24 protein-coding genes and 1 tRNA gene are annotated in these 22784 nt (G+C 35.4%); 17 read left to right on the forward strand and 8 right to left on the reverse strand.

The window, feature by feature from the left end; translation table 11 throughout:
* Positions 1-299: 299 nt before the first annotated feature.
* Both DNJ77_RS02295 and DNJ77_RS02300 read right to left on the reverse strand, forming a co-directional pair.
* Positions 300-644, reverse strand: a complete 345-nt coding sequence (locus DNJ77_RS02295; RefSeq protein WP_116963386.1) for an HAD family hydrolase — start codon at positions 642-644, stop codon at positions 300-302.
* 266 nt (positions 645-910) lie between these two features.
* Positions 911-2326 carry a GNAT family N-acetyltransferase gene (locus DNJ77_RS02300; RefSeq protein ID WP_116963387.1) on the reverse strand — a complete coding sequence of 472 codons (1416 nt, stop codon included), beginning with the start codon at positions 2324-2326 and terminating at the stop codon, positions 911-913.
* A gap of 71 nt (positions 2327-2397) precedes the next feature.
* Here DNJ77_RS02300 and DNJ77_RS02305 point away from each other — a divergent pair, with 71 nt between their 5' ends.
* The 5 genes from DNJ77_RS02305 to DNJ77_RS02325 all read left to right on the forward strand — a co-directional run bounded on the left by DNJ77_RS02305 (position 2398) and on the right by DNJ77_RS02325 (position 5586).
* The gene (locus DNJ77_RS02305) at positions 2398-2937 is read left to right on the forward strand and encodes a gamma carbonic anhydrase family protein (protein ID WP_116963388.1); all 540 of its coding nucleotides are present in this window, start codon (positions 2398-2400) and stop codon (positions 2935-2937) included.
* A 1-nt stretch (position 2938) separates the two neighbouring features.
* Complete coding sequence (gene lolB / locus DNJ77_RS02310) at positions 2939-3742, forward strand: lipoprotein insertase outer membrane protein LolB (protein WP_116963389.1); 804 nt, start codon at positions 2939-2941, stop codon at positions 3740-3742.
* Entirely contained in the window at positions 3724-4560 is an 837-nt protein-coding gene (gene ispE / locus DNJ77_RS02315; RefSeq protein WP_116963390.1) for a 4-(cytidine 5'-diphospho)-2-C-methyl-D-erythritol kinase, read from the forward strand. The genes lolB and ispE overlap by 19 nt, the downstream gene beginning before the upstream one ends.
* A gap of 35 nt (positions 4561-4595) precedes the next feature.
* Positions 4596-4670, forward strand: a tRNA-Gln gene (locus tag DNJ77_RS02320).
* A gap of 310 nt (positions 4671-4980) precedes the next feature.
* Positions 4981-5586: a hypothetical protein gene (locus tag DNJ77_RS02325; protein ID WP_116963391.1), complete on the forward strand. Its 606-nt coding sequence runs from the start codon at positions 4981-4983 to the stop codon at positions 5584-5586.
* Between the two features lie 35 nt (positions 5587-5621).
* On the opposite strand, the gene DNJ77_RS02330 is transcribed toward DNJ77_RS02325, so the two are convergent.
* A complete protein-coding gene (locus DNJ77_RS02330) occupies positions 5622-6818 on the reverse strand; it encodes an MFS transporter (protein WP_116963392.1) in 1197 nt (398 codons plus the stop codon).
* 506 nt (positions 6819-7324) lie between these two features.
* Between DNJ77_RS02330 and DNJ77_RS02335 the strand changes: the two genes are divergently transcribed.
* The 6 genes from DNJ77_RS02335 (at position 7325) to ald (ending at position 12101) form a co-directional block, all read left to right on the forward strand.
* The gene (locus tag DNJ77_RS02335) at positions 7325-8113 is read left to right on the forward strand and encodes a type III pantothenate kinase (protein WP_116963393.1); all 789 of its coding nucleotides are present in this window, start codon (positions 7325-7327) and stop codon (positions 8111-8113) included.
* Between the two features lie 4 nt (positions 8114-8117).
* Entirely contained in the window at positions 8118-8690 is a 573-nt protein-coding gene (gene folE, locus DNJ77_RS02340) for a GTP cyclohydrolase I FolE (RefSeq protein WP_116963394.1), read from the forward strand.
* Between the two features lie 169 nt (positions 8691-8859).
* Positions 8860-9354: a DUF4823 domain-containing protein gene (locus tag DNJ77_RS02345; RefSeq protein WP_157966557.1), complete on the forward strand. Its 495-nt coding sequence runs from the start codon at positions 8860-8862 to the stop codon at positions 9352-9354.
* A 51-nt stretch (positions 9355-9405) separates the two neighbouring features.
* Entirely contained in the window at positions 9406-9885 is a 480-nt protein-coding gene (locus DNJ77_RS02350) for a D-alanyl-D-alanine carboxypeptidase family protein (RefSeq protein ID WP_116963412.1), read from the forward strand.
* A gap of 48 nt (positions 9886-9933) precedes the next feature.
* Positions 9934-10722 (forward strand): tRNA pseudouridine(38-40) synthase TruA, encoded by a 789-nt coding sequence (gene truA, locus DNJ77_RS02355; protein WP_116963396.1) that lies wholly within the window; start codon positions 9934-9936, stop codon positions 10720-10722.
* Between the two features lie 239 nt (positions 10723-10961).
* Positions 10962-12101, forward strand: coding sequence for an alanine dehydrogenase (gene ald / locus DNJ77_RS02360; protein ID WP_116963397.1), 1140 nt, complete (start codon positions 10962-10964; stop codon positions 12099-12101).
* On the opposite strand, the gene DNJ77_RS02365 is transcribed toward ald, so the two are convergent.
* From DNJ77_RS02365 to DNJ77_RS02380, 4 genes are all read right to left on the reverse strand, one after another.
* The gene (locus tag DNJ77_RS02365; RefSeq protein WP_116963398.1) at positions 12069-12512 is read right to left on the reverse strand and encodes a Fur family transcriptional regulator; all 444 of its coding nucleotides are present in this window, start codon (positions 12510-12512) and stop codon (positions 12069-12071) included. The two genes, ald and DNJ77_RS02365, sit on opposite strands and share 33 nt — an antisense overlap.
* A gap of 2 nt (positions 12513-12514) precedes the next feature.
* The gene (locus tag DNJ77_RS02370) at positions 12515-13291 is read right to left on the reverse strand and encodes a metal ABC transporter permease (RefSeq protein WP_116963414.1); all 777 of its coding nucleotides are present in this window, start codon (positions 13289-13291) and stop codon (positions 12515-12517) included.
* A 4-nt stretch (positions 13292-13295) separates the two neighbouring features.
* Positions 13296-13988 carry an ATP-binding cassette domain-containing protein gene (locus DNJ77_RS02375; RefSeq protein ID WP_192877925.1) on the reverse strand — a complete coding sequence of 231 codons (693 nt, stop codon included), beginning with the start codon at positions 13986-13988 and terminating at the stop codon, positions 13296-13298.
* 113 nt (positions 13989-14101) lie between these two features.
* A complete protein-coding gene (locus DNJ77_RS02380; protein ID WP_157966558.1) occupies positions 14102-14986 on the reverse strand; it encodes a metal ABC transporter solute-binding protein, Zn/Mn family in 885 nt (294 codons plus the stop codon).
* A gap of 267 nt (positions 14987-15253) precedes the next feature.
* Between DNJ77_RS02380 and def the strand changes: the two genes are divergently transcribed.
* Positions 15254-15769, forward strand: coding sequence for a peptide deformylase (gene def, locus DNJ77_RS02385; RefSeq protein ID WP_116963400.1), 516 nt, complete (start codon positions 15254-15256; stop codon positions 15767-15769).
* A 15-nt stretch (positions 15770-15784) separates the two neighbouring features.
* Here def and mnmA read toward each other — a convergent pair whose 3' ends face one another.
* On the reverse strand, positions 15785-16858 hold the full coding sequence (gene mnmA, locus DNJ77_RS02390) for a tRNA 2-thiouridine(34) synthase MnmA (RefSeq protein ID WP_116963401.1): 1074 nt from the start codon (positions 16856-16858) through the stop codon (positions 15785-15787).
* Positions 16859-17025: 167 nt separating this feature from the next.
* Between mnmA and thrA the strand changes: the two genes are divergently transcribed.
* The 5 genes from thrA to DNJ77_RS09905 all read left to right on the forward strand — a co-directional run bounded on the left by thrA (position 17026) and on the right by DNJ77_RS09905 (position 22609).
* The gene (gene thrA, locus DNJ77_RS02395) at positions 17026-19530 is read left to right on the forward strand and encodes a bifunctional aspartate kinase/homoserine dehydrogenase I (RefSeq protein ID WP_239986720.1); all 2505 of its coding nucleotides are present in this window, start codon (positions 17026-17028) and stop codon (positions 19528-19530) included.
* 135 nt (positions 19531-19665) lie between these two features.
* A complete protein-coding gene (locus DNJ77_RS02400) occupies positions 19666-20838 on the forward strand; it encodes an IscS subfamily cysteine desulfurase (protein ID WP_116963403.1) in 1173 nt (390 codons plus the stop codon).
* Positions 20839-21174, forward strand: a complete 336-nt coding sequence (locus DNJ77_RS02405) for a hypothetical protein (RefSeq protein WP_116963404.1) — start codon at positions 20839-20841, stop codon at positions 21172-21174.
* Positions 21167-21877 carry a DNA repair protein RecO gene (recO, locus tag DNJ77_RS02410; RefSeq protein ID WP_116963405.1) on the forward strand — a complete coding sequence of 237 codons (711 nt, stop codon included), beginning with the start codon at positions 21167-21169 and terminating at the stop codon, positions 21875-21877. Before DNJ77_RS02405 ends, recO begins: the two co-directional genes overlap by 8 nt.
* Before the next feature lie 555 nt (positions 21878-22432).
* Entirely contained in the window at positions 22433-22609 is a 177-nt protein-coding gene (locus tag DNJ77_RS09905; RefSeq protein ID WP_157966559.1) for a hypothetical protein, read from the forward strand.
* Positions 22610-22784 lie beyond the last annotated feature (175 nt).

A 22784-nucleotide genomic window follows, 5' to 3' on the forward strand; every position in this document is an offset into this window, starting at 1 on the left:
GTGTTTCTTTTCTAAGCTGCAATGCTTTTGCAGAGTTTTTCTAGATTTGACAAAATAACGATGAGTTTCAGTGGGTTTTTGCACATTGCGGGAAGTTTGAGATAGTTACGGTAAAAAATGGTTCACAGAATCTAGATTACAGTGAGAGCTTTAAATTCTTTTTTCTAAAAACTTTCCTTTGAAAAAAGACAGTAGATCTTCAACAAAATAATCAATCTCCGAATGTGTCATAAATCTTGCATGAGCAGTATCGTCTGCGTTAACAAGTACCGTAGTCATTCCTAGTTGTTTGGCGGGAATTAAATTATGTGATGAGTCTTCAAAAAAACTGCTTTGTTTGGTGTAATTTTTAGCACATCAAAGCAATACTGATATGCTTTTATATTTGGTTTTGGAATCAATCCAGTACATTCCAAAGTCACAACATCTTGAATCACTTGATGTAATCCAAGCTTATTGATAACGCGTCCTGCATGATAACGTGAACCATTGGTAAATATCGATAAATGTTTACCATTTTCTTTTAATACATTCAAAAATGTCAAAAGTTCATTATCTAGTTGTAAGCTTTCCAATGGTACGTTATCAACTACCTTTAGAAATTCATATGGATTAATGTTGTGATGGTACATAAGACCGTGCATCGTCGTGCCAAAGCTGCGATAATATTTCTCTCTTAAAAAATCCGCCTCTTTACGAGGAACCTTTAACTTAATTTACAATAAAATTAGACATATTGCGCAGTTGCAAATCAAAAAAGGCAGAACTTGCCGAATAAAGGGTATTATCTAAATCAAATACATAATGCTCAAAATTCAAGTGCATCTTAGTTTTTCTTAATCCTTAATCACATATAGCGCAAGCTTAGTGAGTTTAGCCAATATTTGAAAGTAGTTTTTCAGTCTCTATTTTAATGCAAGTTTAATTTATAAAGGATGTGATCATAACGGTTACCGCTCACTTGCTGGTGATTTGGCAAAAGCATGTCAAACTGAAAACCCAAGCGCTTAGCTACTTTTTGACTTCTTTTGTTTTCAACTGCGCAACTTATCGATACGTCTAATAAATCAAACGCATGAAATCCGTAATCAATCAATGCTTTAACAGATTTTGTCATAATTCCTAATCCAAGATAATCTTGAGCTAACCAATAACCAATTTCAGCACTTTTAGTTTGTTGGTGGATAGAATTAAAACTCACTATCCCGATAAGCTTATTTTCAATAAAAATACCTAAAATTAAGCTTTTCTGCTCCAAGAATCCCTGATGGGTAAAATAGATAAAATCGACCGCATCTTGCAGTTGCATCAGTACATTTGCCCATTCAAACCACATCTGTAGATGGTTTTGATTGTATAACTTTAATTGATGTAAGCTTTCTGCATCACATGGTCGCAATAACCTAAGCTTAATAACACCATCCACAGGAATAATAAGCTTTTCTAATCTTTCCAATTGTTGGTAAATTACTTGCGTAACAGGTACCTTGATATTTTTCTTTTTGGCCATTTCAATGAAGTTATGGTAAATACTGCCAAGTTCCATTGGTTTGCCTTCATTATAGTCATACCACATACTAAAGTAAGCTCCTCTATATTCAGATCTGGTCAATGCATGGATAAGGTTATTTATCTTGTCCGTTGATAAGAAAACGTTATAGGCTTTCGCAACCTCAATGACTTCATTGCCAACATCGGTTATTATCTTAACTGTTTTTATGTCTTTTGCCATGCTGGGCATGTCTTGCTGAGATATGACTGATACACCGTTACAAGAAGCACTAATCAATAATTTTTGAAAGCGTAAATCCAGCACACTTTTTTCTTTAATAACTTCATCAAATATATACTTTAACACATATTCAATGTGCGTATTTTCACAATTAGTGCAAAACGCATAATTTAAGTTAGACAAATGATTATGCCATGTGATCACATTAGCATGTTTACTGACTTTAATGTGACTAATTGCCCCAATTATAACATTACTCTTATGAATTAAACTTAATAATTTTTCCTCTTCACCAATTCCATTTTGGATCATTACAATAGTTTTATTTTTGAGCTGCGCTAACTGGCTAAAAACAACATCATTTGCCGTTGATTTTGTACAAATAAAAATGACCTCTCCATTTATTTCTGCAACGTTTGTTACAATGTCATCGAAATTTGCATAAGCCTCTATATTACCAACAATTTTCAAATTTATAGAAATATGATTTTGACTCATTTCTTTAAATACTAGTTGCACAGGAATACCTGCGCATTTTAATTTCACTGCAATAAACCCACCCACTGCGCCTACGCCAATAATGCTGACTTTCATGTGCACTTCTTCCTGGTTATGCTCAATTTATGTTATATTGCCATGATATTAATAAAATAAGAATTACGTTTATGCCAATTCGAAGCTTTAATGAGATTACGCCCAAAATTGATAATAGTGCCTTTATTGACCCTATGGCAACTGTAACCGGTGATGTAATTATTGGTAAACACAGTTCCATATGGACAAATGTTAGTATTCGAGGAGATTTACTGAACATTACCATAGGCAATAAAAGCAATGTTCAAGATAATAGCAGCATTCATACCACACAGTTCTTTGATCGCCCTGGGTGTGGCTTTGATGTGAAAATTGGTGATGAAGTCACCATTGGGCATGGTGCGATTATTCATGGCTGCCATATTGGCAATCAAGTCTTAATTGGCATGGGAGCAATTATATTAGATGGCGCTATTATCGAAGATGAGGTTATTATTGGTGCAGGTGCTGTCGTTTCTCCTGGCAAAAAACTAGAATCAGGTTTTTTATATATAGGTGCTCCAGCTAGACAGGTGCGCCCATTAAAAGAAAGTGAGAAACAATATATTCGTGCAAATGCTCAAAATTATTGCGAAATTATGCAACAGCATAAAAAAGGATTAAACCAGTAATATGTCTATTTTCACTCACACCTTACAGCTTATTGAATCAAAATATATATCTCTTTTGGGCTTTCCCTACGAAAAGCGAATGAATAAAAATATGTGGCAAAATTCAACTTGTCAAAAACACACAAAATGCAAGGCGAGCAAGTCTGTGAAATGGTCTATCGGTGTATATGCCTTGCGAAACTTAAGTTATTTTATTAGCGTTAGTTTTATGGCTATTTTTATTAGTTCTTGTACGACTATCAGCATACCTAAATCACCATTATTGACAAGTCAAAACCCAGAAAGCCAATGGCAAAACTATCAAAGAATCTTAACCACTCTAACCACTTGGCAAGTTTCTGGTGTGGTTGGTGTTGTAATGAATCAAAAAGGTGAATCTGCCAATTTTATTTGGAAACAAAACAAAAATTCTTTCTGGATCCAAATTTATGGTCCGCTTGGCTTAGGTGCAACAACGTTTGAAGGAGATACTAATACTCAAGAAGTAACTTTAAAGCGTAGTAATGGTGAAACTGTTAAAGCTAAAAGCTTACAAATATTAATGCAATCTCAATTAGGTTGGAGCATCCCTATTGCTGGGCTTTACTACTGGGTACGTGGTTTATACATCCCTAATGCTGCACATATACTTACACTTAATGAATATGGATTAATCCAAAATTTACACCAACAAGGCTGGATGATTGATTACAGTCGTTATATGTTATTTGCCCATAAATATCCACTTGCTGAAAAAATGATATTTCGTTATGGTGAGGACTTAAAAATTACCTTGATTATTAAAATATGGCAACTCAATCCTTAATTTATCCTTCATTTGCTAAAATAAATCTATTTTTACACATTACAGGTAAGCGTCACGATGGTTACCATGATCTGCAAACGTGGTTTCAATTTATCGATTTAAAAGACTATTTGCATTTTACACCACGCCAAGACAATGAGATCTCGATTTTAAGCAACATTAAAATCACAGAGCTCTATAACAATTTAGTTTATAAGGCTTCAAATGCACTCAAAGCCTTTGCTCAGAATCCAATTGGTTTTGACATTTTTATTGAAAAGAATATTCCACTAGGGGCTGGTCTTGGCGGTGGCAGCAGTAATGCTGCTACCACCCTTATTGCACTTAACACACTGTGGCAATGCAATTTATCAAATGAAATGCTCCATGCAATTGGTGTCAAGCTTGGTGCCGATGTTCCTATATTTTTATTCCAAAAAGCAGCTTGGGCAGAAGGCATAGGTGAATTACTTACTGAGAAACCCTATATTGAACAATATGCTTTGATTATAAAACCCAATTTTCATGCCTCAACTGCTAAACTTTTTAATCACCCAAGTCTCAATAAACATAAGCCACTATTAGATAAAAATGCTGAAATAGACTTGTCGCAACAAGAAAATGTATTTTTAATCGCTATATCGAACCTCTATCCAGATGTTTGCCAAGAGTTAAATAAATTGCCTGATGCTAATCAACTAAAGCTGACAGGAACAGGTGCTTGTTTTTACCTATTGAATCCAGATCTTGATCGCCTTTTACAAAATAAGAAAAACTTAAAAAAAGATATTGACAGTTGGATAGTTAAGACATTAAACTTTGCTCCTGTCGAAAGATGACAACCCTTGAAGTTAAAGGGTTTTATCGTCAAGATTGGGCTGTCGCCAAGCGGTAAGGCAACGGGTTTTGATCCCGTCATACCTAGGTTCGAATCCTAGCAGCCCAGCCATAAACTCCTATAATACTCCTTATATTTCGGGTTACAGTTAGAGATGTAAAATAAGTCTAAAAAATGTCTCTTTTTACTGTTTAGTGATCTTGATATTTGAGAGTTCTTGCAAGTAGACAAGATTGATCAAAGGTTTTAATATAAACTGATAGACTTAAGTTATTTTTGAGACATTACTAAGCTTTAAATTAAATTATGTAATGTTGAAATTTTAAGTTTTTATTAAGCTTTAGCTTTTAATTTTGTGTTGTCTTTGTTCACTTATCTTGAGTGAATTTATTTAACTTCAACTTAAAAATGAGGAAAAGCAATGAAAAAATTAGTATTAGTATTAGGTTTAGCTGCTGCTTCAACAACTATTTTTGCAACTGGTTATCAGGTCTATAGTGAACCAAATAAAAATTCACAAGTTATTTCTCAATTAACAGACCAAAACCAAAATCAATATATCCAATTTTACCAGCAAGATGACTGGGTGAAGGTAGCAAATACTCAAACAGGAGCAGTTGGCTGGGTAGATACGGCAAAAATGCAACAATCACAAGCTAAATATCAAAATGCTATTAATGCATTAACTGCTGAGCAAAAGCAACTTGAAGCGCAACGACAATTATTTGAGCAAAACTATCAACAAGCCGTTTCTCATTTGCAACAAAAAGTGCAACGATTACAGCAACAAATGAATGCAAAAACTGAGCAACCAATTCCAAATGTGCAAGTAAACGATCAACCTGTAGTACAGAATCAAACCCAAACAAATATTCAACGTTCATTTAATGCGATAAGTATAAAAACGAATTCAGACGGAAAAACAGCGACAGTGACAAAAGAATGGTTAGGGAATGATGGTAAAATTCATAAGGAAACTAAACAAGTTACTTTAAGTGACTTACAAAATACATCTTTGAATTTCTGAGTTTTGACAATATCTGACAAAGTCAATTTTAAGGATCAATTTTTAATGTTTCTATTGAGTTGAATGCGATGAGTTAGAATAATGCTGACAAGCGCGCATATTGCCAATGTGGATAAAATAATAGACAGTGGTAATTGACTTTTTAGTGGTATAAAAGCAGCAAGAGCAGTTAAGATTCCAGCACCTAAATTTTGTGTACCTCCTAAAACTGCTCCTGCCGTTCCTGCAATATTGGGAAACGCTTCTAATGCCTTAGTTGTTGCAGTTGGAAAAATAATGCCACAGCCTAGAAAATAAATGCAACCAGGTAAAATAATACCTAAGCTTGTGATCCCAACTAAGTAATAAGATAAAATCATAGTAATTCCACTTATGAATAAAGTAACACAGCCAATCAGTAACAAATGATCTAAGCTATATACGCGAGCAAGTCTAGCTGAAAGAAAGCTACCAAACATATAAAATGGTAAAGGAATAATAAACAACAAACTTGTGATTGCTGGAGAAAATTGCAAAATAGAAGTAAAAAGTGCACCAGAGCTCACTTCAAATATGGCGATACCACTATTAGCAACAATCAAAAGAATCAGATTTATGATAAAGTTGGAATTGCAAAACACAAGTTTATATTTAGAAAATACATTTCCACGGGCAGATCTTTGTAAGTTTGTTTCAGGGAAGAAAGCCCACTGGATAATAAAGAGCAAGATCCCATAAATACTTAAGAATACGAAAATTGCACGCCAACTATGTAGATCGGAAAATAAACCACCTAGTAAAGGTGCGATAAGTGGTGAAAAAATAAGTGCAATTGCCATAATGCTATTTGCACTATGTAGCTTTAATCCAGAGTACAAATCACGCATCACTGTCCTTACCATGACACCAGCAACTGCTGTACCACTACCCTGTAGAAAGCTTGCACATAAGAGTGTTACAAAATGTGTTGAGAATATTGCTAAGGTGGAACCCAACGTAAAAAAGATGATCCCAACTAAAATCATAGGTCTACGACCAAAGCGATCAGAGTAAGGACCGTAAACAAACTGTAATAAGCCATAAGGGAAAAGGTAACAAGCAATAACTGCCTGCATTCTACCTACACTTACTGAAAAATCATGTGCCATTTGGGTCATTGCAGGAACGTATATAGTGTTTGTCATTTGTCCCGCAGCTGTCAAAATAATAATCAAACTTAAAATTCGGTAGAAATTACGATCAAAGGTTGCCATAGTAGCATCTGAATTAAGTGGCTCATAAATTTGTTGTCATAATATCCTAAAATAAGAAAAATAAAAGTATTGTAATTGTTATTTTGGGGTAACCTTAACTGAATAGACTCCTTATCTGTATATGTATTGCCTGAAGCAATATCTAGGCTTAAAAGCCTTATAAACTCAATTCCTGATCATCAGCTGTTATTAGACGGCAAACTAATAGCCCTATGAGATTAGTGAAATGCAAAAAGTAGAAGATTTGTACCCAACTCTTTCGAGATAGAACTATAAAAATGAATTATTATCTTTGATAATTTGGAGAAATTGCATATGGGAGTGGGAATTATAATTTGTGTAGCATTAGCTATATTGCATCACAATTCGTTTAATGCTGAAAAGGCTGATATATCAAAAATAAATAATTTTGTGACAGACTGTAGGGTTCAAAGCTAAAAAGGCTGTAAATAAGTATATGATATGTATATACTGCCAAGCCAAAGAGACAAGCAAGCTTTTACATTATGTTACTTACTTTAGACGTTGGCAATTCACATATCCATGCAGGAGTTTTTAACCAAGATGAGTTGGTTTTGCAGTTTCGTTATACTACTGCATCTGCGCATGGTAGTTCAGATCAAATTGGTATTTTCTTGCGCCAAGCGTTGCATGAAAATAAAATTAACTCTAAGACGATTACAGGAGTAGCTGTGGCTTCAGTTGTGCCTGCAATTAATTATTCTTTGCGTTCTGCAGTTTTAAAATATTTTGACCTTGAACCTTTTTTTCTACAACCAGGTGTGAAAACAGGTTTAAAAATGCAAGTAGCAACGCCAAAGGAAGTTGGTGCAGACAGAATTGCCGGCTGTATAGCGGCAGTGCAATTATTTCCAAATACAGATATTTTGGTTATAGATTTGGGAACAGCTACCGTATTTGACGTTGTGCGTAAAGATAAGACATATTTGAGTGGGGCTATTTTGCCAGGCGTGCGAGTTTCTTTAGATGCACTAAGTGCAAGTGCAGCACAACTTTCATCAGTGAGTATTGTAAAACCACAGATAGTAATTGGTAAAGATACTGATACTAATTTGCAATCAGGCATATATTATGGACATCTAGGTGCGTTAAAAGAGCTTAAATCAGCGATGATTAATGAGATTAATGTAGAGGCAAATGAAGTTGTTACAATTGCAACGGGTGGTTTTTCACAGTTGTTTAACGTTAAAGGATTGTTTGATATGATCGTGCCAGATCTGGTTTTACAAGGTATTAAAATAGCCTTTGATAAAAATAAAATACAAGAGAAATAAATAAATGCGACCAACTAGGGAACAAGCAGAACAAGCAATAAAAACGTTATTAGAATATATAGGTGAAAATCCAAATCGCGAAGGGCTAATTGATACACCTAAGCGCGTCATAAAATCGTATGATGAGTTTTTTAAAGGGTATTCAGAAGAGCCAGAAGAAATTTTAGCAAAAACCTTTGAGGATGTTGAAGGTTATGATGAGATTGTATTGTTAAAAAACATGCGTTTAGAATCGTATTGCGAACATCATATGGTCCCGATTGTCGGCAAGGCTCATGTTGCTTATTTACCTAATGGTAAAGTCGTGGGAATTAGCAAAATTGCACGTGTAGTAGACGTGTATTCAAAACGGTTACAAACCCAAGAGCGCTTAACGATGCAAATTGCTTTAGCGATTGAGAAAGCCTTAATTCCCAAAGGGGTTGCTGTCATCATTGACTCTATGCACCAATGTATGACAACACGAGGCGTACGTAAGTCTGAAACCTCAACGGTTACAAGTTGCATGCGTGGCATTTTTAGGCGTGATGAAAAAAGTAGAAGTGAATTGATGTTACTTATTTCAGGGTTAAATTAAGATTCCAAATTAACCATAAAGCTATAAAAAAGCTTGGTTTAATGTGTATTATTTATATAATAATTGAATCATAAATTCACCTAATCATGTAATGAAAAAGTTGCTGATACTCTTAGTGTGCTATTGCCTTGTAGGATGCGCTAGTACACATGAAATTATCACAAGCTCAATGCAAAAAACAGTTGCGGCTCCAATAAATGATGTTCATTATGTAGATAAATTAGTAAAATTACCTAAAAATGCGACAGCTTACCTTGCTTACCCTAATAATGGATATGATGATTTGCATAGCTATCCACAAAGTGGTAAAAAAGCAATTAATGTGATTAATCAAAGTTTTAAATCTTATTTTAGAGAGCTACATTGCGCTAAAGATTTCAGATCCGCACAGTTTGAATATTTGGCAGCTAGAGAAAAAAATTACGACTATTTTATTTTGCCGCGTATTACTAAGTGGACAGATAGCTATACACTATTTACAGGAATAGCAGATGAAGTAGTAATGAATTTAAAGATTTATGATTTAAAAACAAACACACTCATCAATGAGATAAGAATCAACAGTCAAAGCTCAAAAGTACCAGGTTTTGAAAAATCACCATCAGAGTTGTTACAAGAACCACTATCGGCAATTGCGAGTCATTTATTTATAGATGAGATGTAGGTTATAAGCATGGATAAAGAAAGACTCACCGAAGCTTATGCAATTTTACCAATGGAATTTACTGAGAATCACGAACTTCCCTTTTTTGATGAATGTGATTTACACGATTTAATTGATGCTGGTGAAGACGTTTTTAAACGTAAGGTTATGATGACTAAAGAAACATATCACGCTTGGCAGATGATGCAAAAAATTGCGCAACGTGAAGGCGTGTCATTACTGATTGTGTCAGCATTTCGAAGCTATACCTATCAGGCTAAGATTATTGCCAATAAGTTAGCAAAAGGACTGTCATTAAATGAGATCTTAAAAGTTTCTGCTTTACCTGGATTTAGTGAGCATCACACAGGAAGAGCTCTTGATTTAACCACTGATGATGAAAAGCAAGTTTTAACACAAGCCTTTGAGAATACAAAAGCGTTTCAGTGGCTTACACAAAATGCACATAAATTTAACTTTTATCTTAGTTATTCACGGAATAATAGTTATGGCTTTATTTATGAACCCTGGCATTGGTGTTATAAATCCTAGTACGGTTATGTTATGCTTTTTATTCCTATAACAAAATTCTAAATCAACATGTTACAGCATTATGCTTTGGTGCTTGAGTATTGTGGCACTAAATACAGTGGTTGGCAAAGGCAAATACATAGTAAGAGTGTACAAGAAGTATTAGAAAATGCTTTATCACAAATTGCTAATCAAAAAATACAAGTGGTATGTGCAGGGCGTACAGATGCAGGTGTTCATGCTACTGCTCAAGTGGTGCATTTCTCGACAACAGCAGTTAGAAAGTTGCAAGCATGGGTATTAGGTACTAATGCGCATTTGCCAAACGATATTAAGATTAGTTGTGCCTATCAAGTAGATGTAAATTTTAGCGCACGCTTTAGCGCATTATATCGCCGCTATCAATATGTTATTTATCAACATAAAACCAGCAGTGCTTTATGGTATGAGCGTAGTACATGGTTTAACCAAAACCTAGACATATTGGGCATGAATGAAGCTTGCCAGTATCTTCTTGGTGAGCAAGATTTTAGTGTATTTCGTTCATCACAATGCCAATCACTTAGCACTAATCGGAATATTCACCATGCTTATTTTACGCAAAAAAACGCATTCATCATATTTGATATTCAAGGTAATGCTTTTTTGCATCACATGGTAAGAAATATTGTTGGATCGATGTTAGAGGTGGGTTTGTCTAAACGCACGCCACAGTGGATACAAACGCTTATTGCAAAAAAAGATCGCACATTAGCAGGTCAAACTGCGCCAGCTCAGGGTTTATATTTAATTGAGGTGGGCTATCCGGAGCATCTAGGCATTAAAGCATATCAATATGTTCCATTTATTCATCATTAAAATGAGGTTTTGATTATGTCGTGTAGGTTTTATTTAGAACTGCTAATTTATATTTGGTTTTCCTCTATAAGCTTGCTATATTGCCGATGGCAGAAATATGCTTGCAGAATTCACTTTTAATTTTATCAGTCAAATTATAAGCTTGATTTAACTTGGGTTTAGATTGGTGAACGAGCGTTAAGATAATTTTGCAAGTATTTCGTTATGAATTGTAAATTGAGTTAAGTTGGAGGAACAAGATGATTATTGGTATTCCTAAAGAAATTAAAAATCATGAATATCGTGTTGGGTTAACACCTGGGAATGTTGCAGAGTTTGTTCATCATGGTCATAGCGTATTGGTTGAACATGATGCAGGTGATGCAATAGGGTTTTCAAATGAAAGTTATATAGAGGCGGGTGCAAGCATTGTTGATGATCCAGCCCAAATATATGCTAAAGCTGATATGATTATTAAAGTAAAGGAGCCTCAACCTAATGAATGTAAAATGCTGCGAAAAGGACAGCTCCTGTTTACTTATTTGCATTTAGCACCTGATCCATTACAAACGAAACTCTTATTGGAATCAGGCTGTACTGCGATTGCTTATGAAATGGTTACTGATAAAAATGGTCGATTACCTTTATTAACTCCAATGAGTGAGGTGGCGGGGCGCTTGTCTGTGCAAGCTGGTGCCCATTGCCTAGAAAAAGCTCAAGGCGGTAGTGGTGTGCTTTTAGGTGGTGTGCCAGGTGTGAAATCAGCAAAAGTTGTAGTTATTGGTGGGGGTGTTGTGGGTTTAAATGCAATTCGCATGGCGATTGGTATGGAAGCACATGTAACGGTGTTAGACAAATCTCTAGATCGCCTACGGGAATTAGATGATTATTTTGGTCCTAAACTTAATTGTATCTATGCAACGAAGGATAACCTTGAAAAATATGTGCAAGAAGCAGATTTGGTGATCGGTGCAGTATTAGTGCCAGGGGCGGCTGCACCTAAACTTGTAACAAGAGAAATGATCAAAAATATGAAAAAAGGTTCAGTCGTTGTTGATGTTGCCATTGATCAAGGAGGCTGTTTTGAAACTTCAAGACCAACAACGCATCAAAACCCGACCTATGTAGTTGATGGTGTGGTGCATTATTGTGTTGCTAATATGCCAGGTGCGGTTGCAAGAACCTCAACGGTTGCTTTAAATAACGCGACGCTTCCGTTTGCATTGCAACTTGCTAACAAAGGTTATAAGAAGGCAATTGTTGAGAATGTGCATCTAGAGCATGGCTTAAGCGTTCATAATGGAATGCTAACTTCACTGCCAGTGGCGGAAGCCTTAAACATTCCTTATGTAAATCCTCTGGAAGCCTTAAATAGCAAAGGACAAGCATTTGTGGCATAAACCAAATAATTCAATGGTGTGTTGACTAATAGCAAACGCACTTTTTTGTGCGAGTTTTTGTAATGTTTGATCTAGTTGTTCATCGTGTTGTTCGATCTTTGTGCCACAGTTTTTGCAGATAAATAGCTGGCAAATGTGTTTTTCTGGATGACAACAAATCGTATAGCAATTGGTTGTATGGATGCGATGAATCAATTCATTTTGACACAAAAAATCTAAGACGCGATAGATAGACATGATGTTGTAATTTTTATCCTTGCTTTGCTCGTTTAATTTAGCAAGCAACTCATAAGCTGTAATCGGTTGGTTTTGTTCAGATAAAAGAAGAATGATGAGCTTACGTAAACTTGTAAGCTTGATGCTGTGCTTTAAGCAATGGCTTTCTATGTGTGCAACAACGTTATTCATCATTTTTACTGCCACATTAGGTTTTTGATAAGACCGATTATATAAATCAAACAAATAATCATAGTAATACAAAAGCTGGCAGGAAGGTTAACATAAAATGCTAAACATAACGCCCCCCAAACGCTAATAAGCGAGATCATAATACTTAGAAGCATGCTTTTATAAAATCCATCGCTCCATTGAAAGGCGCTAGCAGCTGGTCCAATAAGAAGAGTAAATACTAAAAGTGCGCCAACAATTTGGCATGCCATTGTGACTGTGAGTGCCAAAATAATGAAAAAAATCATCGACAGTAATCTGCTTGGAATGTTTTTAGATTGGGCAATAATAGGATCAATTGAGCAAAAAAAGAGTGATCTGGCAACAATAGATAATGCACATATAATTATGATGGCCATAATTAGTAGTATGATAATCTGTCTATAAGAAACCGTTAGAATATTTCCAAACAAAATTGACATAATCGAGCCAGAGTAACCAGTTTGATATAGATAGAGAAAATAAGCACCTAAACCTAAGAAAAAGGTGAGAACGATTCCAATGGCAAGGTCATTTTTTTTAATTTTGTCTCCCATAAAGCCCATGAAAATTGCCGCAATCATGTTTGCAATGAGCTGACCATTCATGGCAGAGACTCCAATTAACACAGCACCAGAGGCACCGGTAAGGCTGATGTGACCTAAGCCGTGTGCAGCAAAAGCAGCTTTACGTAACACGACAAAAAAACTTACGATTCCACAGATAATAGCAATGAGGGTACCTGCAATAAAGGCATTTTGCATGAAACTATAAAATAACACTTTTATCCTCCGTCAAACAGGGTAATTGTGGGCATAAATGGACGTGACCATTTTTAAAATGAATAAAATTATCCAACTCGTGCGCAATTTCGTGCATATCATGTGAAATTATCAATAAAGTAATATTTTGTGATCGATGAATTTTCTTGAGCGCATCGATAAAATCATGTTTGGCTTGCGGATCAAGGTCAGCTAAAGGCTCATCTAATAAAAGTAATTTGGGACTGTTAACTAATGCTTGTATGAGGTAGATGCGTTTTTTTTGACCGCCAGATAGAGTTTCAAAAGCTTGATTTGCATAGCTTGATGCGCCAACGATCTCAAACAACTGATCAAGCATTTTATTGAATTTTTGACCAAAAAAAGGCATGCCGAATTTATTGGATTTAAAACTTGCTTTTACAAGCGTTTTACCAGAAATATGCTGGCTTAGATTAAGCTCACGTTCCTGTGGGATATAGCTGATTAAATCGTTACAAATCCCCACGGGTTTATCAAATACTGTTAATTGTCCAGAGATAGGTGGTTGGATTCCTAAAATGCTTTTTAAAAAAGTGGATTTTCCGATACCATTTTCACCAACAACTCCTAACCATTGATTTTGGTAAAGACTAAGGTTGATTGGTTTGGATAATTGGTGTTTACCATGCCCAAGCACAAGGTTATGGCATCGTATGATAGTTTGTTGCATATTCATTATTTTGCGTTCTGAGTGAAGTATTAGTGTCATTTAATTATTGTATTACTTTTACTTTTGTTGGAATAGCGTCGCTATTTTATAGAGTGTCCTGTTTAATTTTGCTTATTAAAGGCTTTTTCTAGTGCCTTTTGTGTCTCCTCTAAATTTGCGTTAAGCCAAGTAATCACATTGTCATTTTGTGGCATGGTTTCTGATATTCCAACTGTTGGGATTTGATTCTCTGTAGCAAGGTTTAGAATGTTGTCGATCACATTATCCTGAACTTGTTGATTGTAGAATAAAACCTTTACTTTTTTTTGATTGAATAGATTTTGATAGTCAATAAGCATTTTAGGTGTCGGTTCAGCATCATTCATTATTGCCCACTGAAATTTTTCGCCTAACATTTTTAAACCAAGTGCTTCTGCCATATAGCCAAAAACAGGCTCAGTTGCGGTAACGGCTGTTCCTGCAAAGTGTCCCTTTATTTCATTTATTTTGGCATAAACCATTTGATAACGTTCATCAAATGTTTTCATGTTGAGTTTAAAGGTCTTTTCATACTCTGGTTCTAATTGGCTAAAAACAGTTGTTAATTTTTTAGCTAATGTTGGAAAGGTATTGGGGTTATACCATAGGTGAGGGTTATCACCACTTTTGGCGTTCATAAGAGCAGCAACATCAATAATTGTAATGTTATTATTACTTTGTGCATTTAATAATTGTTTTATCCAGGGATCATAATCGGCACCATTGTAAATTACAACTTGTGCGTTATTTATAGCAATCGCAGTTTGAGTTGAAGTAGTGAAAAGATGTGGGTCAGCATCAGGGTTGTTAATGATGCTAGTTGTTGTAACATAGTCTCCACCAATTAAGCTTGCAACGTTTTCGTAGAAGTTTTCTGCTGCTACGACTTTAATTTCCGCAGTGGCTTGGTTGTAAAGTAGTATAGTTGTAATGAATATGAAGGTTAAACAAGTCAGTTTTTTGAGCATGATAATTCTCCTGGATAAAAAGTAAATGTTATAATATATCATTTATCTTTTTTAGCAAAAAGATTTCATGTTTTTTTTATTATTGTGCTGTGTAATTGCCACACCAGCTAAAACTTCCTGGATTTAGTTGGTTTTAAATAGAAAGACTGTAATGCAGATAATGTCTAAATGAAATCAGAATTTACACGTTATGTTTTAAGATTAATACTAAGTTGTGTTACACTTGAACTAATTTAAGTGAAGCTAAAAATAACAGTACCAGTACAGATGGCAAAACTAGAAATATTAAAATACCCACATCCCTTTTTAAAAAAAAGGGCAAATCCTGTTTCTATAGATAAGATTGATAATTATTTACGTATCACCATTGCCAATATGTTTGAGACAATGTATGAAAATCATGGAGGGGGGTTGGCTGCAACTCAAGTTGGGCTTAATATGCGTTTATTTATAATGGATGGCTCAGAAAATAAAGATCAGAAATTTGTTGCAATTAATCCTGAGATCATTGAGCGTAAAGGTGAGATTTATGAAGAAGAGGGATGTTTATCTTTTCCTGGGGTATCAGCAAAAGTCAAGCGTGCAGCATGGATAAAAATGCGTGCATTAAATGAATTTGGTGAGATGTATGAACTAGAATGTGATGGTTATCATGGACGTTGTATCCAGCATGAAATTGATCATTTAGATGGAATTACCTATTTTGATCATTTATCGCCATTAAAACGTCAGATGATTGAGAAAAAATATAAGAAACTTATGCAGGAAAATTCAGAAAAATAAAAGGCTTTCAAATACTTATTCGATTACCCCGCCACCTAAGCAAACTTCACCATTATAAAATACGACTGATTGACCAGGGGTGATGGCGCGTTGTGGTTTTTCAAATTTAACATGTGTTTTATCCTTTTGAATGTAAACCGTGCAAGCTTGATCAGCCTGGCGATAGCGTGTTTTAGCTGTGCATGTAAATTCTCGATCAGGTGCTTCTCCTTTTATCCAATCTAGCTTAATTGCTGTTAAGTTATCTTTGAACAAAAGTGGATGATTATGCCCTTGAACAGCTATAAGCACGTTGTTTTTTAAATCTTTTTTCGCAGCAAACCACGGAATTTCAGGACGATTTTTAACACCACCTACACCTAAGCCTTGCCGTTGACCAATTGTATAGTACATAAGACCATCATGTTTGCCAATAACAATGCCGTTTTCATCATGAATTTCACCTGGTTGTGCTGGCAAATATTGATTCAAGAAAGCTTTGAATTTACGCTCACCAATAAAGCAAATCCCTGTACTATCTTTTTTATTATATGTGATAAGCCCATGCTTTTTAGCAATAGCACGTACTTTAGGTTTCTCAAGCTCACCAATAGGGAATAGTGTATATTGAAGTTGGTCTTGTCCTAATGTGTATAGAAAATAAGATTGATCTTTGTTATGATCTAGTCCTTTTAATAGTTGATGCTCGCCGTTTTCAAGGGTACGTTTACGTGCGTAATGTCCTGTGGCAATATATTCCCCCCCCAATTGTTTGGCATAGTCCAAAAAAGCTTTAAACTTAATCTCTTTGTTGCACAAAATGTCAGGGTTAGGTGTGCGTCCTGCTTTATACTCTTCTAAGAAATATTCAAAAACATGATCCCAATATTCCGCTGCAAAGTTGATTCTTTGGAATGGTATACCAATGCTTTGGCAAATGCTTTGAGCATCTTTAATATCCTCTTTGGCAGAGCAGAATTCATCTGTGTCGTCTTCTTCCCAATTTTTCATAAAAACCCCCGTGACATCAAAGCCTTGTTGTTTTAATAACAAGGCAGCAACAGAGGAATCTACACCACCAGAAGCACCAACAATTATTTTTTGTGACATAGAAATTAAAAAGTAATAATAAAAAAGAGTATGGCTATTGTGCCGCCATTTATTTGAATTTGCAAATACATAGACAGAAGTGTCATAACTCATCATTAAAAATCACTAGGAACTACTAAGTTTTTAATAAGTAAACCATGGAAAAATCATTTTTTTTATGATGAATTATGCTCAATAATCTTTATATAATGGTGTTTCATGGCAGTTTTCCTAAGGTGGTTTATAAAATGGAATATGTGGTGCACAAGTTTGGCGGGAGTAGCCTTGCAGATGTTATTAAAATTAAACACGTGATGAGAATTATTGGCACCACAGCACAATCAGTCGTTGTTTCTGCAAGTGGGAAAACGACCAGCTTATTAAAAAAGGCAATTGAACTTGCTTTAGAGAATAAAAGTAATCATAAGGTGCTTGAGCAGATTAGTGAACATCATATGACACTAATCAATGGCTTATGTCCAGATAATAAAAGTGTAATCAAAATTTTTAAAAAGGATATTGAGTATTTAAAACAAATATTGTTGACTATTTGTTTAAGTGGCATTTGTGGGGATGCTCTGGAATACTTCATTCTTGGGTTTGGTGAGCTGTGGTCAGCACAGATTTTAACAGTAGTATTACAGCAAAATGATATTCAAGCTCAGTTTGTTGATGCGTCTACCGTTTTATTTATCGATGACCATCAAAAGCCTGTGGTAATTGATTGGCAAAGAAGCCAACAAGCCGTTGATAAACATATTATCGATAGAGCGAATAAGATTTACATTATTACTGGATTTATTGCACAAAACCAAGAGGGTAATCGTAGTATTTTAGGTATGAATTGCAGTGATTACTCATCGGCAATTTTTGCTAAATTGTTACAGGCGAATAAGCTTGTTATTTGGACGGATGTAGCTGGTATATATAGTGCTAATCCTCAAGTTGTAAAAAATGCAAGGCAGCTTAAACAATTATCATATAAAGAAGCTTTGGAGCTTGCTTATTTTGGTGCGTCAGTCGTGCATCCATTAACGATTAATCCAATGATGGAAATGGGTACTCCAATTGAGATTAAAAGTAGTTTTGACCCACAAGATCCTGGAACGGTGATTGTAAAAAAACTTGATCAAGAAAACCTTGCTCAGTATCTTATCAAAGGATTAACAAGTATTTCCAATGTGGCACTCATGCGTGTGCAAGGTGCTGGTATTATCGGTGTGTCAGGTATGGCAGCAAAGGTATTTTCAGTACTTGAGCAGGCGCAAGTTTCAGTGATGATGATTTCACAGTCAAGTTCCGAATACTCGATTTGCTTTGCCATTGAATCTAAGTTTGCTAAGAAGGCAACTAAAGCGCTTGAACGGCATTTTAAAGCAGAGATTGAGCGTGGAGATATAGAGCATATTTACTGCGAAATAGGTTATGCACTTGTCACGGCGGTGGGAGATGGTTTAAGAGCACAGCCTGGTGCGTTGGCACGCGTGATTAAACCATTAGCTGATGCTAAAATCAATATTCATGCGATTACACAAGGTTCATCTGAACGTAGCATCACAGTGACGGTTAAACAATTAGATGAGGATTTGGCGCTTAATTTGATTCATCAGCAAGCAAAGAACCCACCTCTACAAAACTTGGCAGTTGCAATTATTGGTACTGGTGGAGTTGGTAGCGAACTGATTAAACAGTTGCAAGCACAAAAAGCAAATCTTGAGGCAAAAAGCATCAATTTACAGTTGGTTGCTCTATTGAATTCTACAAATGCGCTTTATGCAGATGATCTATTAGTAAAAGAAAATCTATTAGGTTTGCTTAAAACAAACGTTGGTGGTCACTCTGACCTTGATCAGTTAATAAATCATATGCAAGCTTTATCTTGTGCACATAAAGTGATCGTGGATGCAACGGCAAATAGTATAATTGCTGAAAGTTATATTAAGTTTTTGCAAAATGGGATGAGTATTGTGACACCAAACAAATATGCCAATACCCAATCGATGGCTTATTATCAAACATTAAGAGCAACTGCTCAGCTGCATAACGTTGAATTTAAATATGAAACAAATGTTTGTGCGGGCTTGCCTTTGATTAGTACTATTCAAAGTATGCAACTAACGGGAGATAAAATTACTAAGATTAAAGGAGTTTTTTCAGGAACATTAAGCTTTATTTTCAATCAGATAAATCAAGGCAAAACTTTTGTTGAAAGTTTAATGTTAGCTTATAACGATGGCTACACTGAACCTGACCCACGTGAAGATTTATCTGGCATGGATGTGGCACGTAAAGTGGTATGTTTAGCACGTGAAATTGGCTTAAGTATCGAGTTAAGTGATATTAACGTGCAGAACTTAACACCCACTGAATTAAGAAATTGTACAAAAGAAGTGTTCTTGGCAAAGGTTGCAGATTATGATCAGGCATTAACGGATAAATTTAAGAAGCTCAAAGGCAAATTAGCTGCACTACATTTTATTGGTGAAATTAATGTCAGCGGTAAGGTTGTTGTTTCTGTTTTGCCGTTAGAAGAAACAAGCCCATTTGTGAATTTAACAGGTGTGGATAATATGGTTTTGATTTATTCTAAACGCTATTGTAATACACCTATGGTGATTAGAGGTGCTGGTGCGGGGACAGAAGTAACAGCAGCAGGTGTGTTTTCTGATATTCTATCGCTTGTTCGTGTATAGCTTAATCATTTTGGTTTAAAGAGCAGCATTTTGACGAGAAAAAAGTTAGAAATTGTAATTGCTTAGTCTGAAAGGATTTGTGTCACACTTATTTATGATAGACTACAACCAGAAATAAACTAGTCAGACAAAGCAATGAAGCAAATCTACCTTGATTACGCATCTACAACACCCGTTGCACAAGAAGTTATTGACGAAATGCTCAAATATTTAAGTTTTGAAAATATATTTGGGAATCCTGCATCCAACACTCATGAATATGGTTGGTATGCAAAAGAGGCTGTGGATAAAGCAAGGCAGCAGGTTGCATTATTAATTTGTGCCGACAGTCGAGAAATTGTGTTTACATCAGGTGCTACTGAATCCGATAACCTTGCAATAAAAGGGGTTGCAGATGCTTATGCCAATAAAGGCAAGCATATTATTACATCTTCGATTGAGCATAAGGCTGTGATTGATACTTGTGCTTACCTTGAGACAAAAGGCTATACAGTAAGCTATTTAGTACCCGATCAAAAGGGTCAGATTACAGCTGAACAAGTCATGCAAACAATACAACCAGATACGATTTTAGTGTCGCTTATGGCAGTCAACAATGAGCTTGGAACATGCTATCCTTTAGCAGAAATTGGCGCTTTATGTAAAGAAAACAAGATTTTATTTCATGTGGATGCTGCGCAAGGCTTTGGTAAAATTGATGTTGATGTTAGAGCGATGAACATTGATTTGCTATCGATTTCAGCACATAAAATTTATGGACCTAAAGGTGTAGGTGCACTTTATGTACGTAGAAAGCCTAAAGTGAAATTAACACCCTTAATTCATGGTGGGGGGCATGAAAATGGTTATCGCTCGGGGACCTTGGCTACTCATCAAATTGTGGGCTTAGGACAGGCTTGTGTACTTATGCAAAAAAAAGGTAACTCTTTTTATAGACACGTTGAAAACTTAAGAGCGATTTTTTTAAAAAAGATAGAAGCTTTACCAAATATTACGATTAATACACCACTGGCAAACAGTTATCCTGGCATTGTTAATATCACTTTCGAAGGAGTTGACGGTGAAGCATTGGTTGCAATGTTACATAACCTTGCTGTATCGATGGGCTCAGCTTGTAACTCAGCAAGCATTGAACCTTCATTTGTATTATTAAATATCGGTTTGAGTCAGCAGCAAGCACATGCAAGTTTACGTTTTTCATTTGGACAATATACAACTGTAAGAGAAGTACATATAGCAGCAGATTCCGTTGTTGCTGCGGTAACAAAATTAAGAGCATTATCAGAGCAATGTGGTATGGGGGTGTAGATGTACAGTAAAAAAGTACTCTCGCTTTTAGATAATATTAATTCTACAGATTTTCTGCCAAGTAAAACCGTTTTAAAGCAAGTTAAAATAGGGGAAGGCATGCAGCAGATTATTATTGCATGTGACGATAATCGCTATTATTTTGCTGCTATTGGTAGTCCTTATTTACTAGCAATGGGTAAATGGTTGAAGGACAATTTACAGCAAGGTACATGGATGAAGATTAAGGACTATCAAATCACCGATTTAGTGGAATATTTTTCATTACCTGAGCATAAGCGCCAAGATGCGTTGTTAATTTTGAATTTAATTGAGCAGCTAAATCTAAATGCGTGATAACCTTGAAAATGCAGTGATTTTGCACAGCCGAAAATACAAAGAGTCTTCACTGTTATTAACCTTATGGTTGCAATCTCATGGTAAGGTGAGTGCAGTTGCTCGAGTGAGTAAAACAAAAAGGACAGCATTTTTATATGAACCATTTTGTTTACTAAATGTTGAAATAAAACTTGCACATTCAGCTGAAGCCTTATCAACCATCAAATATGTAGAGCTTGAAAAAAGCTATACCTTAGGCAGTTATTTATCACAGTTATCACGTTTATATTTAAACGAACTGTTATATTGGTTACTCCCTTTTGATCATCATGATAAAAAATTATTTGACTGCTATCTTGCAGTGATCAGTGGACTTATGACTGATGAGGTAGCACCTTTATTACGCTACTTTGAATTACAATTATTAGAGAGCATTGGTTATGGCTTTTCGTATCAGTTCGATGAGAAAGATAATCCAATTGATCCAAACGGATATTATGAGATGTCAGCCTTATCAGCATTTTATCAAACTACACCAGGGAATGGAGTATTAGGTAAGACAATTTTAAAACTGGGTGAACCTGTATCTTGTTGGAATAACAAAGAGCTCGCTGTATTACAAAAACTAATTCGCTTGAATTTAGATGCGTGTTTACATGGGAGAGCATTAAAAACACGAGAGTTGTTGATTAGTTATTTGCATGGATGTAAAAGCCGTTAATTTTTGTTAATGGAAGTACCTAAGTACCTAAGTACCGTAGTGTCATTAACAAGAGAAATTGTTGGACTAATCGGTGCGACGATGCTCTCCACTAAAAGCATATAGGTCCACAGGATATGGGACTGTTAAAATCACCTAAGCAGCTTTATAAAAAAATCCAAGCAACTGTAATTCATCTAGGTGATCAGGCAACACATGCAACTGACAATACGAGACTTTGGTTCATCTTAACAAGCATAATGGTGACAATAATGTAAACAAGATAAGTGCTTAGTGCACAAGAAATCGGGTGACAACTAGTTTGATACCTACTGTTTTGAGAATGCTAAAATACAGTATTTTTATTTGAATTAATACGGTTAATGTTTATCTTGGTATAGGATATAATCGGCGTGATACTGCTTACGGAAGAGTATGTTTGCAGTTAGGAGGTTAGGTAATAATTAGTTGGATGCTTAACTGAAAGAGGTCGTTATATTCTCTGATATATAGTTACAATCTCTCATGAATTCGAAGCAAAATTGGGCTGTGTCTAGTGAAGGAAAGGAGTAAAGAATGCTTGAAACAGAAAAAGAGCTATTAATAAAAGCGGTTAGTAATCCAGTGTATGCTAATATTGATACGTGGGAAATTATCAATAATCCATGGCTGCGACCGCTACGACCGTCATCTTTCAAATATTTGAATTCAATCTCTACGCTTGGTGAGAAGATTTATGCAGAAAAATTATAAAAGAGACTTTTATTTTTTGTGGGCAGGTCAATCACTAAACGTATTAGGTGTATAAGTTTAGACTTGACCTGACAGTTGCCTATTTTTCAAACGCGATTTTTGTCAGATATGGTTGAGCAATTCAACCTTCTCTTGCCAGTGCGTTTTCCCATCAGTAAAAGTTGCTATTGGTGTT

Origin of the sequence: Fastidiosibacter lacustris (assembly GCF_003428155.1) — a bacterium.
GTDB lineage: Bacteria > Pseudomonadota > Gammaproteobacteria > Francisellales > Francisellaceae > Caedibacter > Caedibacter lacustris.

Bases quoted from the DNA above. Each gene is read 5' to 3' on its own strand.
- DNJ77_RS02295 (WP_116963386.1), bottom strand. From the start codon at position 644: ATGCACGGTCTTATGTACCATCACAACATTAATCCATATGAATTTCTA.
- DNJ77_RS02300 (WP_116963387.1), bottom strand. From the start codon at position 2,326: ATGAAAGTCAGCATTATTGGCGTAGGCGCAGTGGGTGGGTTTATTGCA.
- DNJ77_RS02305 (WP_116963388.1), top strand. From the start codon at position 2,398: ATGCCAATTCGAAGCTTTAATGAGATTACGCCCAAAATTGATAATAGT.
- lolB (WP_116963389.1), top strand. From the start codon at position 2,939: ATGTCTATTTTCACTCACACCTTACAGCTTATTGAATCAAAATATATA.
- ispE (WP_116963390.1), top strand. From the start codon at position 3,724: ATGGCAACTCAATCCTTAATTTATCCTTCATTTGCTAAAATAAATCTA.
- DNJ77_RS02325 (WP_116963391.1), top strand. From the start codon at position 4,981: ATGAAAAAATTAGTATTAGTATTAGGTTTAGCTGCTGCTTCAACAACT.
- DNJ77_RS02330 (WP_116963392.1), bottom strand. From the start codon at position 6,818: ATGGCAACCTTTGATCGTAATTTCTACCGAATTTTAAGTTTGATTATT.
- DNJ77_RS02335 (WP_116963393.1), top strand. From the start codon at position 7,325: ATGTTACTTACTTTAGACGTTGGCAATTCACATATCCATGCAGGAGTT.
- folE (WP_116963394.1), top strand. From the start codon at position 8,118: ATGCGACCAACTAGGGAACAAGCAGAACAAGCAATAAAAACGTTATTA.
- DNJ77_RS02345 (WP_157966557.1), top strand. From the start codon at position 8,860: ATGCAAAAAACAGTTGCGGCTCCAATAAATGATGTTCATTATGTAGAT.
- DNJ77_RS02350 (WP_116963412.1), top strand. From the start codon at position 9,406: ATGGAATTTACTGAGAATCACGAACTTCCCTTTTTTGATGAATGTGAT.
- truA (WP_116963396.1), top strand. From the start codon at position 9,934: ATGTTACAGCATTATGCTTTGGTGCTTGAGTATTGTGGCACTAAATAC.
- ald (WP_116963397.1), top strand. From the start codon at position 10,962: ATGATTATTGGTATTCCTAAAGAAATTAAAAATCATGAATATCGTGTT.
- DNJ77_RS02365 (WP_116963398.1), bottom strand. From the start codon at position 12,512: ATGATGAATAACGTTGTTGCACACATAGAAAGCCATTGCTTAAAGCAC.
- DNJ77_RS02370 (WP_116963414.1), bottom strand. From the start codon at position 13,291: ATGCAAAATGCCTTTATTGCAGGTACCCTCATTGCTATTATCTGTGGA.
- DNJ77_RS02380 (WP_157966558.1), bottom strand. From the start codon at position 14,986: ATGCTCAAAAAACTGACTTGTTTAACCTTCATATTCATTACAACTATA.
- def (WP_116963400.1), top strand. From the start codon at position 15,254: ATGGCAAAACTAGAAATATTAAAATACCCACATCCCTTTTTAAAAAAA.
- mnmA (WP_116963401.1), bottom strand. From the start codon at position 16,858: ATGTCACAAAAAATAATTGTTGGTGCTTCTGGTGGTGTAGATTCCTCT.
- thrA (WP_239986720.1), top strand. From the start codon at position 17,026: ATGCTCAATAATCTTTATATAATGGTGTTTCATGGCAGTTTTCCTAAG.
- DNJ77_RS02400 (WP_116963403.1), top strand. From the start codon at position 19,666: ATGAAGCAAATCTACCTTGATTACGCATCTACAACACCCGTTGCACAA.
- DNJ77_RS02405 (WP_116963404.1), top strand. From the start codon at position 20,839: ATGTACAGTAAAAAAGTACTCTCGCTTTTAGATAATATTAATTCTACA.
- recO (WP_116963405.1), top strand. From the start codon at position 21,167: ATGCGTGATAACCTTGAAAATGCAGTGATTTTGCACAGCCGAAAATAC.
- DNJ77_RS09905 (WP_157966559.1), top strand. From the start codon at position 22,433: ATGCTTGAAACAGAAAAAGAGCTATTAATAAAAGCGGTTAGTAATCCA.